General features: G+C 45.5%; 11 protein-coding genes. 8 read left to right on the top strand and 3 right to left on the bottom strand.

The window, feature by feature from the left end:
- Window positions 1-4: 4 nt before the first annotated feature.
- The 3 genes from NFI80_RS16775 to NFI80_RS16785 are packed head-to-tail and all read right to left on the bottom strand — an operon-like array spanning window position 5 to window position 2,506.
- Window positions 5-511, bottom strand: a complete 507-nt coding sequence (locus NFI80_RS16775; protein ID WP_235161279.1) for a QcrA and Rieske domain-containing protein — start codon at window positions 509-511, stop codon at window positions 5-7.
- Between the two features lie 41 nt (window positions 512-552).
- On the bottom strand, window positions 553-1,956 hold the full coding sequence (locus NFI80_RS16780) for a porin family protein (RefSeq protein ID WP_235165304.1): 1,404 nt from the start codon (window positions 1,954-1,956) through the stop codon (window positions 553-555).
- A complete protein-coding gene (locus NFI80_RS16785; protein ID WP_026629327.1) occupies window positions 1,937-2,506 on the bottom strand; it encodes an RNA polymerase sigma factor in 570 nt (189 codons plus the stop codon). The genes NFI80_RS16780 and NFI80_RS16785 overlap by 20 nt, the downstream gene beginning before the upstream one ends.
- 229 nt (window positions 2,507-2,735) lie before the next feature.
- On the opposite strand from NFI80_RS16785, the gene NFI80_RS16790 reads away from it, so the two are divergent.
- The 8 genes from NFI80_RS16790 (at window position 2,736) to NFI80_RS16825 (ending at window position 15,187) form a co-directional block, all read left to right on the top strand.
- Complete coding sequence (locus NFI80_RS16790) at window positions 2,736-3,818, top strand: acyltransferase family protein (protein WP_235165305.1); 1,083 nt, start codon at window positions 2,736-2,738, stop codon at window positions 3,816-3,818.
- Between the two features lie 93 nt (window positions 3,819-3,911).
- Window positions 3,912-5,723 carry an ABC transporter ATP-binding protein gene (locus tag NFI80_RS16795; RefSeq protein WP_235165306.1) on the top strand — a complete coding sequence of 604 codons (1,812 nt, stop codon included), beginning with the start codon at window positions 3,912-3,914 and terminating at the stop codon, window positions 5,721-5,723.
- Entirely contained in the window at window positions 5,723-7,531 is a 1,809-nt protein-coding gene (locus NFI80_RS16800) for a MutS-related protein (protein ID WP_235165307.1), read from the top strand. Before NFI80_RS16795 ends, NFI80_RS16800 begins: the two co-directional genes overlap by 1 nt.
- A 128-nt stretch (window positions 7,532-7,659) precedes the next feature.
- Window positions 7,660-8,976 (top strand): RIP metalloprotease RseP, encoded by a 1,317-nt coding sequence (gene rseP, locus NFI80_RS16805; protein WP_233794894.1) that lies wholly within the window; start codon window positions 7,660-7,662, stop codon window positions 8,974-8,976.
- Entirely contained in the window at window positions 8,954-9,511 is a 558-nt protein-coding gene (locus tag NFI80_RS16810) for a DUF6702 family protein (RefSeq protein ID WP_310587940.1), read from the top strand. Before rseP ends, NFI80_RS16810 begins: the two co-directional genes overlap by 23 nt.
- Window positions 9,512-9,643: 132 nt before the next feature.
- Window positions 9,644-12,160, top strand: coding sequence for an endopeptidase La (lon, locus tag NFI80_RS16815; RefSeq protein ID WP_235165308.1), 2,517 nt, complete (start codon window positions 9,644-9,646; stop codon window positions 12,158-12,160).
- Window positions 12,161-12,281: 121 nt separating this feature from the next.
- Complete coding sequence (locus tag NFI80_RS16820) at window positions 12,282-13,808, top strand: tagaturonate reductase (protein ID WP_235165309.1); 1,527 nt, start codon at window positions 12,282-12,284, stop codon at window positions 13,806-13,808.
- Between the two features lie 227 nt (window positions 13,809-14,035).
- Window positions 14,036-15,187 (top strand): DUF748 domain-containing protein, encoded by a 1,152-nt coding sequence (locus NFI80_RS16825; protein ID WP_233794890.1) that lies wholly within the window; start codon window positions 14,036-14,038, stop codon window positions 15,185-15,187.
- The last annotated feature ends 4 nt before the right edge of the window (window positions 15,188-15,191 follow it).

Genomic DNA, 15,191 nt, shown 5'->3' on the forward strand with positions numbered 1-15,191 from the left:
GCAGTTAGGCTGTAACTGTTAATGTGTTTCCGTCAGAGGAAAGAGAAGTTTTGTAAGCTTGCAACGGAGTTGTGGCCGGGCCTTGTTCCACTGCACCTGTAAGCGAGAATTCTGATAGGTGCGTAGGACATCTGATGTCGTTCTGCTCTTTTCGGTAGCCTACTGTGCTTCCCTCATGCGTGCAGATCCTGGACAAGGCTACATACTGATTCGCAGTGGTAAAGGCAACCAGGACATCACCAAAAACCTTTCCTGTTCCTGCCGTTTTCAGGTCTTTTGCATTACTATGGGTAAGATCCACTGTAAAGTTGATCGCATTGCCGGTTGTGGTTCCGGTTACGCCATTTACCGAGCCGCCGCCGCCTGGATTTGGTTCCGGCTCATCATCGCTGGATCCGCAGGCCGTCATGGTTGTTCCTATGCAATAAAATGCCATGAGTGTAGAAGTGCTTAGTCCGAGACTTCTCAGGAATTCACCTCTTTTCATTTTGTCTGCTTTAACATTTTCCATAGTGAAGAATTAAATTAGTAGATACAATTTGGGTATGCGGGTTATTTGAAAGCGGGTGTATAGCGCAGTGATATCCACATTCCCACTGTCGTGAGATTTACTTTTCCGTAACCTACCCCTTTTACCGGGATTCGGATGTAGGGCTCTGCTACAAGAGAAAATTTGTTTGTGATCGTGCGTTCGTAGCCTACGGATGCATTGATATGACTCAGTAAGAACCATCCTGTTTTTCCATCCCAACCTTCTTTTTGCTTAGGGACATATTTGGCATAATGGTACTTGTACTGCTCTTTTTGAGCATAATAAGATGAAACGCCAGTTCCTATGAACAACTTCGACTGTGCTTTATGGATGAAATTATAACGGAGCCCGAGCGGAACTTCAATCATAGTACATTCTCCATCAACTCCATATGGCGTATTATAATAAGTCACATAATCTTTCAGCTCATAGTCCTTCGCGTAAGCGTAATAATCTTTTCGGCTCCATATCACTCCGCTCTGCAGATAAAGCCTTGACGATAAGCCGTATTCAATTAAAAGAGAAAAAGCGGTCCCTGGTTTTGTATAATTTTTAAAACCAACCGTTGTCAAATCCGGTGAATAACCAAGCCGAACGGCCCATTTGGCATAATCTTCCACCACTTTTTCAGTTTCTGCCGGTTCAACAACATTTTCCGGTGCATCGAATGTTACAGCCGGGATTTCCGGCTGATTTTCCCAGTTCAATGTCCTGCTCGCTAACCTCGTGACGGAAATCAATGTTCTTGCTTGCTCCTCCGATATAGGTTGCTCCTTAACTTGTTCATTTGGAGCATTGTTCGTTACAATTCGCTCCGGTAATCCGTCGTTGGCAATGCCGTTAACGGAAAAAGCCCCGTCGCCTCCCTCCTGCTTTGAGCGGTTAGGCTCTAAGTACACTCCGCCTGTCTTAGACTGGCTCCGGGGCAATTTTTTGCTGCGTTGGTAATCGGTAATATTCAAATTTGCGACAGAGGAAGATTTCGCAATGTCTGCTTCCTTATTACGTAAAGGTTTGGTTGACAAAATGGCCCTTTCCGGCAGCTTTTCGGGCGATTCCGGATTCTTTTCACCAGTCCGTACTTCGTTTTTGTTTAAATCAGTTTTATCAAAATTGCTTGTTGTTACATCGTCACTTGCCTTAATATCAGCCACAATTTCGCTTTTCGACTGGCCGTCCGTAATGGGCAGGGTCGCTGATTCCTGCGTTTTGTTCGTGAAATACAGTGCGAAGCCGATCGGGATCAGCAGCGCAAGTAAGCCCAAAGGCCACCATTTCCTCAACCAGCCGCCGGGAACTTTGCCGTCGTTGGCATCCAGCCGTCTTCTTAACCTATTCCAATCCTCCGGATCAAATTGTGGATCAAGCTCTTCTGATGACTTTCTGAAGAGCTTATCCAGTTCGTCATCTGGTAACTCTGTCATAATCGCCAATATTTATCTTTGATAACATTTCTCTCAATTTTTCTCTTGCACGCGACAAATTTGACTTCGACGCCCCTACTGAAATATTCAGCTGGTCTGCAATCTCTTCGTGTGTATAGCCGTCTATAACTGATAAACTAAATACAAGTCTGTAAGAAGGGGTCAGTTTCTGGATCAGCTCCATCAATTCTTCGTGCGCAAGTTTGCTGATGACCGTTTCATCAATGGCCACATTGTCCGCAACTTCCACATCATCAAAAACATCCCGGCGTATTTCCTGTCTGTAATGATCGAGGGCTGTATTAATCATAATTCTGCTCAACCAGGTTTTAAATGAACGGCTGGAATCGAATGTATCCAGCTTGGTAAAAACCTTAAAAAATCCATCGTTGAGTATCTCTTTCGCTTCTTCCCTGCTGCGTGTATAGCGCAAACAAATGCTCATAGCATAGCCGTAAAACTGTTTATACAACAGCTCCTGACTGCGGCGGTTTTTCTTTAAACAGCCGTCGAGTAGTTCAAGAAGAACTGCGGAGGTATACTCGGGCATGCTATTTGCTCTTTTAACACTAGTACGGCAAACCGAAAGTCAGGGTTGCGTACAAGTTTGCAATTTTTTGGTGATTTTTTATAACCATTTGAGAATGTTACTATTAAGTCACCGTTTGACAAGAATTTTTGCCTTATCAAATGTGAGAACTGTGGATTTTTCTCCAAATTTGGCAGCATAGTATTATTACTCAACGTTAAATTTTTCCTGCCCGGTCAGGAGCCATTGAATGACTGAAAAACGTCCTCATCTTAACATTATCGATTCCCGCTTTCTTGAACTGGACGCATTACGCGGTCTGGCGGCAGTGCTGGTTGTCCTTTTTCATTTCACGATCAATTCCAACAGCTTATTGCTGGGATGGGAATTCCGATATGGCGTCACGGGCGTTGATATATTTTTCATTATCAGCGGATTTGTCATTTTCCTTACCATTTCAAGAGTAAAAAAATGGCCTGATTTCGTCGTTTCCAGGTTCGCGAGGCTATATCCCGCATTCTGGTGTTGCCTTTTGATAACAACAATGGCCATGATGCTTATTGAACCAGAGGCAGTTTCCCTTCAAAAGCTTCTGGCAAATACGACGATGATGCCGATCTTTTTTAACCAGGAGAATATGGACCAGTCTTACTGGACATTATTGGTTGAGCTTATATTCTATTTCTGGATCCTGGTGTTACTGGTTACCGGAAATATCAAAAACATTGTGAGTGCGGGCTTTATTTTTACCGTTTTCATTATCCTTTTCCATGCTTTTTCGCCGCTATATACAGGTTTTCATGAGTTTGCAACCCGGAAGATCGAACTGCTCAACCACTTCCCGCTTTTCTTTTCCGGCATTCTTTTTTACCTCATCAGAAATGGAAACCATGTCAAGAAAAACTCACTGTTAATTGGGTTTTGTCTCTTCGCCGCGTGTTATCTGCATAATCAGGGCGGCCGTTCACAGTATCATGTGACTCCTTATGAACATTATGCGATCCTGACTTTTTTCCACATTGTTTTTGCGCTGGCGATATTTGGCAAGCTGAAATTTCTAAACACAGCGCCCCTTCTCTTTTTGGGTAAAATCTCCTATTGCCTGTATCTGATCCATCAGTATGTGGGTTTGCGTTTGCTGGCAATGCTTACCGATGTCTGGCAGGTGAACATTTACCCGGCCCTGCTCATGACCATGGCCGTGGTTACCTTAGCCGCCTGGCTGATCAACAAATTTGTTGAAATTCCGGCCAATCATTTAATACGTAACTGGTACAAAAACCGGAATCAGAAAGGTTCACATGCCCGCTCCCGGGAAATTGCCATACAATAGTTTCCCGTTCTTACTTACTTTTGCAGCCTAACCACGCATATTTGAATATTATTTTCAAATCATGTGTTATCATGTGCACTATACTGATTTTTAATGGCCAAAAGTGAACCCACTCCTGAACAACCATCGCCATTCGCGGTGCGAAAAATAAGCTGGCAAGGGCTTAAAACGACGCTTGACCTGCTCAGATATTTGAGGCCGTACAGGCTCACATTCTTTATCGGGCTCATTTTTCTTGTGCTATCCACCGCCACTTCACTGGCTTTCCCGAAGCTGGTAGGAAGCATTATTGAAGTGATTGAGGGCAAATCGCCCTACACCATTAACCAGATCACGCTTTTCCTGTTCTTTATACTAATATGCCAGGCGGTTTTTTCATTCTTCCGGGTGTATTTGTTTACAAAAGTGAGCGAACTGGCCATGACCAATATCCGGTCGGATGTTTTTACCAAAATCATCACATTACCCATCGCTTTTCTCGAACAGCGTCGCGTTGGCGAGCTTACGAGCCGCATTACTTCCGACGTTTCGCAGTTACAGGGTTTACTTTCCTTCACGTTAGCAGAGATTTTCAGACAAGTCGCCACGTTAATCGTGGGTGTTTCCATCCTTTTTTATACTTCCTGGAAACTCACGCTTTTTATGCTGGCAACATTTCCGGTTTTGGTTATCGCTTCGGTGTTTTTCGGCAGGCATCAGCGCCGGCTTGCGAGGAAAGTGCAGGACGAGCTTGCGGCGGCCAATGTGGTTGTAGAGGAAACGTTGCAGTCTGTGAATGTGGTCAAAGCATTTACTAATGAACCGCTAGAAGTAAACCGTTACCAGATGATTTTGAAGCGGGTGGTGGACTTATCGCTTTACGCGGCAGCATTCCGGGGTGGATTTGTTTCGTTTATTATTTTCGCCCTTTTTGGTGGCATTGTCGGGGTGATCTGGTATGGCGCGGGACTGGTGCAGGCAGGTGAGTTTGGCCTTTCGGATTTGTTTACATTCATTCTTTATACCACATTCATAGGCGCTTCCATCAGTGGAATGGGCGATTTGTATGCGCAGATAAACCGGGTTATCGGCGCTTCCGAAAGGATATTTGAAATATTGGAAGAAGAACCCGAGCTGGATCTGGAAAATGCAAAAAATGCGCTTGCCAGCCCTATTGAAGGCCACATTGCATATCAGGATGTTCATTTCTCTTATCCTTCACGGGCGGATCTGCCGGTTTTGAAAGGCATTTCATTTGAGATAAAAGCAGGAGAGAAAATTGCTCTGGTCGGTTACAGCGGCGCTGGAAAGTCAACGATCGTGCAGTTGCTCATGCGATTCTACGATCACCAGACGGGCAACATTTTCATTGATGGCCAGCCTGTTGAATCTTATGGCCTTACCGAACTGCGCAAGAACATTGCCATCGTGCCGCAGGAGGTAATGCTGTTTGGCGGAACAATTTATGAGAACATCGCCTACGGAAAACCCAATGCAACCCGGGAAGAAATATACGATGCTGCCCGACGCGCACACGCCAGGGAGTTCATCGATACATTTCCTGAAAAATTTGACACAGTCGTTGGCGAACGCGGTATCAAGCTATCCGGCGGTCAGCGCCAGCGCATCGCTATTGCCCGCGCGATTTTGAAAGATCCTAAAATTCTGATCCTCGACGAAGCAACAAGTTCGCTTGACGCGGAATCGGAAAAGCTGGTGCAGATTGCATTGGATGAATTGATGAAAAACCGCACTACGATCGTTATAGCGCACCGTTTGGCGACTATCAGGAAGGTGGATATGATTTACGTTATCAGGGAAGGCCGCATTGCGGAATCGGGAACGCACCAGCAATTAACACTTATGGACAATGGTTTGTACGCAAATCTGATCAAATTGCAATTTGAAACCGCAGATAGCAATTGATGGAAACAAGCAGCACAACCCAGAAATCCTCCAAAGCATTTTTTGAAACAGAAAAAAACAAAGCAGCTATTGCCGAGGCAGCCGCATTGCAGAACTTTAATCAGCTAGCCATTGCCAGGTTACTCGTGTTTTTTGCCATGATCTTCTTCCTATGGCTGTGGAGTAACCAAAATCAGCCTGTCTGGGGATTAGTAGCATTCGGATTGCTCGTGATTTTCTTGATTTCGATGCGCCGCCAGCAAGCTGCGCGGAGATTACGCGATTTTCAGCGCAACCTCGTTACGATCAACACCGACGAGCTTAACCGGCTTTCATTCCGTTTCAGCAGAGCAGATTCCGGCGTGCAGTTTCAGGAAAAAGAACATGCATTTGGAAGTGATCTGGACATTTTTGGAGAATATTCATTGTATAAGCTCCTTAACAGGACGCGGACCGCGGAAGGCAGCCAGCGTTTCGCAAACTGGCTCAAAAACCATGCGGATGTCAAGGAGATCAGGCTTCGGCAGGAAGCTGCGGCGGAATTCAGCAACCATCCCGAAATGATCCAGGTGCTGGAAGCAACTGCCTTACTGCATGAACATGCCGCACAGCAACTCGGCGATTTCAGAAAATGGTCGACGGAATTTATGGACAAAGACATGGCACGCCTGCTGAATTTCCGCTGGTTCAGTGTCATTACCGTGATTGTTGCCGTTCTGTTTTTATTTTCGATCCTGCCTGCGTGGCCATTATTGTTATGCATTGCCGTGAATGCCGTATTAATTGCGCGGTTCAAAGCATATGTTGATGCTGTCACAAATCGCACCACTGAGCTGGGGAAAACACTGGTTTCTTATGGAGAAATCCTCGAAGTCGCCCAATCGTTTCCCTACCAGGCACAGTGGTGGCTTACCCGCAAAGACCGCATTGCAGGTTCAGGGCAATCATTGAAACAAGTCGGAGCACTCTTCGAAAAACTGGATTACCGCAACAATATATTTTTCTCACTATTTGTGGGGATTCCAACGCTTTGGGACCTCTTTTGCATTGCAGGACTTGAAAATTGGAAACGGGACAATCACGACAAATTAGCCGACTGGCTGGAAGTCCTGGCCGACGCCGAAGCAATGAACAGTTTGGCTGGTCACGCATTTGCCAATCCCACGTACATTACTCCCGAAATTGTCGAATCTCCTGAATTCCAGATTGATACCAAGGAAATGGGCCATCCGCTCATTCCGCTGGAACGCCGGATCAGCAATGATTTTAGTGTATCGGGAACAGGGCATACGATCCTGGTAACAGGCTCGAATATGTCGGGCAAAAGTACGTTTCTCCGTACGATCGGGTTAAATTTCGTATTGGCTCAAATGGGCGCAGTAGTAAGTGCAAAAACATTCAAATGCGCACCTGTACGCGTTTTCAGCAGCATGCGCACGCAAGATTCACTCGAAGAAAGCACTTCATCTTTTTATGCTGAACTAAAAAGGCTGAAAAAGCTGCTGGAACTGTCCGACCAGAACAATGTTGCCCCGGTATTTTATTTACTGGACGAAATCCTGAAAGGCACCAACTCTTCCGACCGCCACCGCGGAGCCGAAGCGTTGATCAGACAGTTGCATATGAAAAAAGCTTCCGGGCTGGTTTCGACCCACGATCTTGAACTTGGGGAATGGGGCGCTACGGAAAGTTACGTTCACAATTTCCATTTCAGGTCCGATGTCGAAAACGGTGAATTACTATTCGACTACAAGCTGCACGATGGAATTTGTAAGAGCTTCAATGCTTCGGAATTGATGCGAATGATGGGTATTCAGATAGAAAAATAATGTTGTGCCCGGATTTGCGTAACTTTACAGGGCACAATTACGTTTCTTAATTCTGAGCGTGGATTGAGGATTTTAAGCATTAGATTTAGTACATTAATTAATAACAAATAACGATTACCGAAACCTGAATGGAAGTATTAATAATGGCAGGGCAGCTCATTCTGGGCTTATCAATTTTGGTAGGGCTGCATGAATGGGGGCATATGTTTGCTGCGAAAATGTTTGGAATGCGAGTTGAAAAATACTTCATTGGTTTTCCTCCGAAGATATTCAGCTTTAAAAAAGGAGAAACAGAATATGGCATTGGCGCAATCCCGTTGGGAGGTTTCGTCAAAATATCGGGAATGATCGACGAGTCCATGGATACTGAGACGATGAACAAGGAGCCTCAGCCCTATGAATTCCGTTCGAAACCAGCCTGGCAGCGTTTGATCGTCATGCTTGGCGGAATTATCGTCAATGTAATCGTCGGGATTTTCATATTCATCGTCATTGCGTATAATAATGGGGATAAATATCTTTCCAGCACCGAGGTCAATAAATACGGCATTGTAGCCGGCGACCTGGCCAAGGAAATCGGCCTGCAAACGGGCGACAAAATTGTAAAGGTGAATGGTAAGCCGTTCACTAGTTTTGATGAACTGGGAAGTTCGGAAGTGCTGCTCGGAAGCAATAGTTCTTACACTGTGAACCGTGCCGGAAAAGAGGTTGAGATCGACATTCCAAATGACTTTATCGAAAAACTATCCGATCCGGAAGAAAAAAGAAGCTTTATCCGTCCATTGGAACCATTCAAGATCGGTGAAGTTGTACCGGCGTCTCCTGCACAAAAAGCAGGTCTGCTAACGGGTGATAAGGTCATTTCTATCAATGGTCAGCCTATCCAGTTCTTCCATGAGCTGCAAGGCCAGCTGCAAAATCTGAAAGGCAAAAAAGCTGAACTGCTCGTTCAACGCGGTGCGGAAAGCAAAACGCTTAATGCTACTGTGGACGAAGACGGAACGCTAGGTTTCTATCCCGAAAGTCTGTTGAACTACACGGCTGTAAAATATACATTGGCACAAGCCATTTCGGTGGGCACAAATGATGCTTTTGCCGTCGTTTATAACAACATTAAAGGTTTTGGTAAAATATTCAGAGGTGAAGTTTCAGCTTCCAAAGCACTCAGCGGACCGATCGGCATTGCCCGTATGTTCGGGGGCGTTTGGGATTGGAGCCGCTTCTGGTATTTAACCGGTTTGCTTTCAATGGTGCTTGCGTTCATGAATGCATTACCTATTCCGGCATTGGATGGCGGCCACGCGGTGATACTATCTTACGAGATCATTTCGGGACGTAAACCATCCGATCGCTTTTTGGAAAATGCACAGAAAGTCGGCATGGTGCTTTTACTTGGCCTGATGGCTTTTGCAATATTCAATGATGTCTGGAAAGCAGTATTTTAAAATATTTTTGGTTGAAAATAAGGAAAGGACAAAGCGCTTAATCCGCTTTCCTTTCCTTATTTTTTTCGTTTTGACCCTGTCGTCGTCAGTGCATGATTATCATGTTAGCGTCACACAGATGCAGTATAACCCTGCGCTCAGAACATTCGAAGTGAGTATACGTATGTTCACGGACGATCTTGAACGTGCGCTGTCACAGCCAGGGCTGACCCAGGGAAATGATAAGCAGCGCGTTGTGATAAAGAACAATGACAAAAATGATCCCTTGGTCGAGCGATATGTTTTGAAATCGTTTGTACTGATGGACAGTCAGAAAAAACCGGTTGCTGCAAAGTATGTGGGGAAGGAACAGGAGGAGGATGCAACATGGGTTTATCTCGAAATTCCATTCAATGGTCCTCTGAATGGCTTCAAGCTACAAAACAGCACGCTGATGGAGGTTTTTGATGATCAGGTCAATATGACGAACATTAAAAGCGCTTCCGAAAAACGCACATTCTTGTTTAAAAAGGGACAATCTGTACACATTCTTTAACCGCATTCCGGTTACTAAAAAGCCTGACACAGCCGTTGGTGGCATGGCTATTTTGTTTTATTATTCCCTTTCTTTTGAAAGTCATTATTTATATATTGGGAAAAGATTATCTGTCATTTTGACAGAATGCCTATGAAATTTGAACCTTCTGACTTATATAGTCGGCTGCTAATGTCCGATTCGGATATGGATAGCCTTGAAATTGTTCCTCTTGGTGGCCCTGATGGCTCCGATGAGCCTTTTGAACTCCCCGAAGAACTTGCGATACTGCCGATCAGGCAAACAGTACTTTTCCCAGGAATGGTTATTCCCGTGACCGTAGTGCGCCAGAAGGCCATTCGTTTAGTCAAAAAAATATACAGGAATTCGGATATAAATCAACGCATACTCGGAGCAGTAACCCAGGCCATTCCCAACAAGGAAGACCCTACTGCTGAGGACCTTTACAATGTCGGAACAGTTGCACAGATCCTGAAAATGATCACGTTACCAGATGGAAATGTGACCATTATCGTGCAGGGAAGACAACGTTTTGAGATTAAAACCATTCTGCACGAAGAACCATATCTGACTGCCCAGGTTAAGGCGATTGATGATTCATTTGTTGGCCCGACCAAGAAGGAATCCAAAGCACTTTTGCAATCCCTGCGTGATGGCGCGCATAAGATCATGCGCCTGAACCCTGAAATCCCTCAGGAGGCCAGGATCGCGCTGGATAACATTGAAAGCCCTATTTTCCTGATCCATTTTCTTTCCTCCAACATTAATGTAGAGGTTGCGGATAAGCAAAAGCTGCTTGAAGAGAGAAATGGACACAAGCAGGCCACATTGCTGCTTCAGTATATGATGCGGGAAATAGAAATGCTGGAATTGAAACGGGAAATCCAAACCAAAGCCAGCTCCGACATTGACCAGCAGCAACGCGATTATTTCCTAAGACAACAAATAAAAGTCCTGCACGACGAGCTTGGCATGGACAGTCTGGAGCGCGATCTGGACGAGATCCGTTTGAAAGCAAGCCAGAAAAAATGGTCGGACGCGGTGCGCCTGCATTTTGAAAAAGAACTGGCGAAGCTGCAACGCATTAACCCAATGGCTCCCGAATATCCGGTGACGATGAATTACCTGGAAATGCTGGTTGACCTGCCGTGGGGACAATATACCAAAGACAATTTCGACCTGGTCCGTGCGCAGAAAGTGCTGGACGCAGACCATTTTGGTTTGGAGAAAGTAAAAGAGCGGATCATTGAATATCTGGCGGTTTTGAAGCTGAAAGGCAATCTGAAAGCGCCTATTCTTTGTTTATACGGCCCTCCGGGAGTTGGTAAAACTTCCCTGGGAAGATCCATTGCAAAAGCATTAAACCGTGAATACATCAGAATGGCGCTGGGCGGCGTGCATGATGAGGCGGAAATCCGTGGCCACAGAAAGACATATATCGGCGCAATGCCGGGAAAAATCATTCAGAACATTAAAAAAGCAGGTTATGCCAATCCTGTGTTCATCCTGGATGAGATTGATAAAGTAAGCTCCGATTATCGCGGCGATCCTTCTTCCGCATTATTGGAAGTGCTCGACCCGGAACAAAACTCTTCATTTACAGACAATTACCTGGAAGTTGAATACGATCTTTCCAAGGTTCTGTTCGTAGCCACCGCCAATGCACTGGACACCATCCACCCTGCCCTGCGCGACCGGATGGAGATCATTGAAATGACGGGTTATACGATCGAAGAGAAATTGCAGATCGCTAAACGTTACCTCGTTCCCAAACAACGCAAAGATCACGGCTTGAAATCGACAGATATCAAGATCGACGATGTTGCATTGACTAAAATTATAGAAGGTTATACCAGAGAATCCGGTGTCCGGAACCTGGAACAGAAAATAGGATCGGTTGTCCGTAAAATCGCTAAATCGGTTGCGATGGAGCAGGAATATCCTAAAACCATTAAGGCTGAGCAGATTGAAAAATACCTTGGCGCAGAGATTTTTGACAAGGATCTGTATCAGGATAATGATTTCGCAGGCGTAGTAACAGGCCTGGCCTGGACTTCTGTCGGTGGTGAAATTCTATTCATTGAAACCAGCCTGAGCCGCGGAAAAGGAAACCTTACATTGTCTGGCCAGCTGGGTGATGTGATGAAAGAATCGGCGGTGGCCGCATTATCTTATCTGAAAGCCAATGCAGACCGGTTAGGCATCGATTACAGGATCTTTAACCATTATGACCTTCACGTACACGTGCCTGCGGGTGCCGTGCCCAAGGACGGGCCTTCTGCGGGTGTGACCATGGTAACTTCTATGGCTTCAATCTTTACGCAGCGCCGGGTGAAACCGTTCATCGCGATGACGGGCGAGATCACATTAAGGGGAAAAGTATTGCCTGTGGGCGGTGTGAAGGAAAAAATCCTTGCTGCGCGCCGTGCAGGTGTGAAGGAAATTATTCTTTGTGTAAAAAACCGCAAGGATGTGGAGGAGGTGCCAGCGAATTATATCAAAGATCTGTCGTTCCATTATGTGGATCAGATTGATGAGGTGCTGGAATATGCATTGCTGCCTGAGAAGGTAAAAAATGCCACCAATTTTATTTTCCCGGAAGAGAAGAAAGAAAAAGAAGAAAGCGGATACGCGACTCTGGACGTTTAAAGGCCGTTTTCAAAAAAATAATTTATTTTGAGTTCAAAAAAGACGCTTCCGGGCGTCTTTTTTGCTTAGGGGTTTGTAATTCGAAAACACGTCCTGATATCAACAACTATTCATTATTAAAATGTCCCTACCGCAGCTTTCCCCCGAATTGCTGGACCAGCGTCCAGACTTGTTGCCAAACCATCACAACCTGCTTGCACTGCCTGAAAAGATCATTCAGTTTGGTACAGGCGTGCTGCTGCGCGGCTTGCCCGATTATTTTGTAAACAAGGCCAATCAGCAAGGGATTTTCAATGGCAGGATTGTGGTTGTGAAGTCTACAAACAGCGGCGGGACCGATGCATTTGCTACGCAGCAAAATGTATTCTCACACAGCATCCGCGGCATTGAGGATGGAAATCAGGTTGATAAGCTGGTAATTAATAGCGCCATAAGCCGGACCATTTCAGCAAACAGTCATTGGGCTGAGATTCTGGAATGTGCTCACAACCCGGGATTAAAAATTGTTATTTCAAATACGACAGAAGTTGGGATACAACTGACTGAGGATGATATTTTTGCTACTCCCCCAGCTTCCTACCCCGGAAAACTGACGGCTTACTTGTATGAGCGCTTTAAAGCATTTAACGGAAGTGCAGCGTCCGGAATGGTGATCGTTCCTACTGAGCTGATCGTTAACAGCGGGCAAAAATTACGCGACATTGTTCTCGAACAAGCCAAACGTCACAACCTGGACGAAACATTCAATCAATGGCTGGAAGAACATAATCATTTTTGCAGCTCGCTTGTGGACCGCATTGTTCCCGGCAAACCGGACGCTGAAACCGTGGCGCTTATTTCGGGTCAACAAGGTTATAAGGATGACTTACTGATCGTTTCGGAGGTTTACAGATTATGGGCTATTGAAGGGAGCGAACATGTGAAATCCGTTTTAAGCTTTGCTGAAGCGGATAAAGGCGTCGTGATAGAACCCAACATTGATCTGTACAGAGAGCTGAAATTACGCCTCCTTAACGGCACGCATACGCTTGCTTGCGGCCTTTGCTTCCTGAATGGACTGGATACGGTCCGGGAAAGCATGGAAAACCCTGAAACCGCATCTTTTATAGCGGATTTAATGTTGACAGAACTCGCTCCCGCCATTCCTTATAATGTGGATGCGGCGCGTGCGCAGGAATTTGGCAACCAGGTTCTGGACCGTTTCCGCAACCCGTTCATCCGCCACCAGCTGGTCGACATTACTGTGCAATACACAGCCAAAATGAGAATGCGGAATATCCCCACATTGCTGAGCCATTACAAAAAGTCCGATCAGGCACCAGCGCTTTTTGCAGAGGGTTTCGCTGCATTCCTGAAATTTATGAAGCCGGTCGTCCATAAAGACGGCGCTTACTACGGCGATCGCGATGGCCAGCCTTATTCGATCCGCTGCGATGCCGCCCCGTATTTCGATGAAATGTGGAAAACGGCGGCTTCACCGCTTGATCTTGCAGAGAAAGTTTTAGCCGATGTATCACTTTGGGATACGGATCTGACGCAGCTTCCCGGATTTCTGGACGCTGTGAAGTCGCATATGGCCGAGGCAGCAGCGATGGATACATTGCGCATTGTCCCCGGTGCCGATGCGCCCAAAATTGATGTTGATTAATGCTGTATAACGCCATTATCTAATAAAAATAGGATAAGGCGACTTTACCGGAAGCCTTCATACATACGGTCCGCTTTTTGTTGAAACAGACAAAAGCGGACTTTTTATTTACAAGCACTTCGATTCACTGTTGCCTGTCTGATGCTAAAAATCCCTTTGGCATCATTTTTGACTTTATGACACCCTGAAACTCAAAGAATGATGATCACGATTTTTGACTTATAACTGTGAAAAAATCTATAAAAATACTGATAGGAATAGTGGTTATTGTTATAATCGCACGCTTGCTGCTTCCCTATTTCGTGGTGAAATATGTGAACAAGGTGCTGGCTGATATGGATGGCTATACCGGGCACATTGACGACGTTGACATTCATCTCATCCGCGGCGCTTACCAGATAGACGGTATGAATATCCGCAAGGTGAATGGCAAAATAAAGGAGCCTTTTATTCTTATCCCTAAGATGGACCTCTCGGTGCAGTGGGAGTCGTTGCTGAAAGGAAAGTTGGTGAGCGAGGTGGAATGTCATAACCCGGAGATCAACTTCGCATTCAGCAGCAGCGAGGAAGCCAGCCAGACTGGTGCGGAAAACGATTGGACCAAAGTGATCAAAGACCTTTTGCCCATTGAAATAAACCGTTTCCAGATCATTAATGGCAAAGTAGACCTTACCAGCATTGTAAGCCAGCCCAAAACCGACCTGACGCTGAAAAACTTCAACCTCGAAATCGAGAACATTCGGAACGTTGAAGAAAAAGGTAAAAGTTTTCCTTCGCCAGTAAAAGCGACTGGTGATATGCCTGGTTTTGGCGGGACCATGCTCTTTACGGCCAATATGATGCTGTTAAAGAAAATTCCGGACTTTGATTACAATCTTAGTTTGAAAGACCTTCAATTGGTGAAACTCAACAGTCTGGCGCGGCAGTATGGCAACCTGGATTTTGAGCAGGGCACAATGAGCCTTCTGAGCGAGATGAAAATGGTCGACGGAAAGCTGGAAGGCTATTTGAAACCGCTTACCAAAGACATGAAAATATTTAAAATGAAGGAAGAAAACCGCAATGCGAGCCAGTTCTTTCGCGAACTTCTGGCAGAAGGCGGTGCTTTCATTTTGGAAAATAAAAAGAAGGATCAGGTGGCCACACGCATTCCATTAAAAGGGACTGTGGGCGAAATTTCAACTGACTTCTGGCCCATCATTATCAATGTGCTCCGGAATGCTTATGTGGAAGCCTTTAAGGCTGAATACGACTCTTCTATGAGCGTAAAAGACACTATTAAGGAAGTGCGGAAGGAGAGAAAAGAGAAGCGTAAAGAGCGACGTGCGGAAAGAAAGGCAAAGCGTGAACGCAAAAAAGCGGAACGTAAAAAAGATTAAGTTC

This window comes from Dyadobacter chenhuakuii (assembly GCF_023821985.2).
GTDB lineage: Bacteria > Bacteroidota > Bacteroidia > Cytophagales > Spirosomataceae > Dyadobacter > Dyadobacter chenhuakuii.

Excerpts from the sequence above, each read along its gene's own strand:
- NFI80_RS16775 (WP_235161279.1), bottom strand. The coding sequence starts at position 511 with ATGGAAAATGTTAAAGCAGACAAAATGAAAAGAGGTGAATTCCTGAGA.
- NFI80_RS16780 (WP_235165304.1), bottom strand. The coding sequence starts at position 1,956 with ATGACAGAGTTACCAGATGACGAACTGGATAAGCTCTTCAGAAAGTCA.
- NFI80_RS16785 (WP_026629327.1), bottom strand. The coding sequence starts at position 2,506 with ATGCCCGAGTATACCTCCGCAGTTCTTCTTGAACTACTCGACGGCTGT.
- NFI80_RS16790 (WP_235165305.1), top strand. The coding sequence starts at position 2,736 with ATGACTGAAAAACGTCCTCATCTTAACATTATCGATTCCCGCTTTCTT.
- NFI80_RS16795 (WP_235165306.1), top strand. The coding sequence starts at position 3,912 with ATGGCCAAAAGTGAACCCACTCCTGAACAACCATCGCCATTCGCGGTG.
- NFI80_RS16800 (WP_235165307.1), top strand. The coding sequence starts at position 5,723 with ATGGAAACAAGCAGCACAACCCAGAAATCCTCCAAAGCATTTTTTGAA.
- rseP (WP_233794894.1), top strand. The coding sequence starts at position 7,660 with ATGGAAGTATTAATAATGGCAGGGCAGCTCATTCTGGGCTTATCAATT.
- NFI80_RS16810 (WP_310587940.1), top strand. The coding sequence starts at position 8,954 with ATGTCTGGAAAGCAGTATTTTAAAATATTTTTGGTTGAAAATAAGGAA.
- lon (WP_235165308.1), top strand. The coding sequence starts at position 9,644 with ATGAAATTTGAACCTTCTGACTTATATAGTCGGCTGCTAATGTCCGAT.
- NFI80_RS16820 (WP_235165309.1), top strand. The coding sequence starts at position 12,282 with ATGTCCCTACCGCAGCTTTCCCCCGAATTGCTGGACCAGCGTCCAGAC.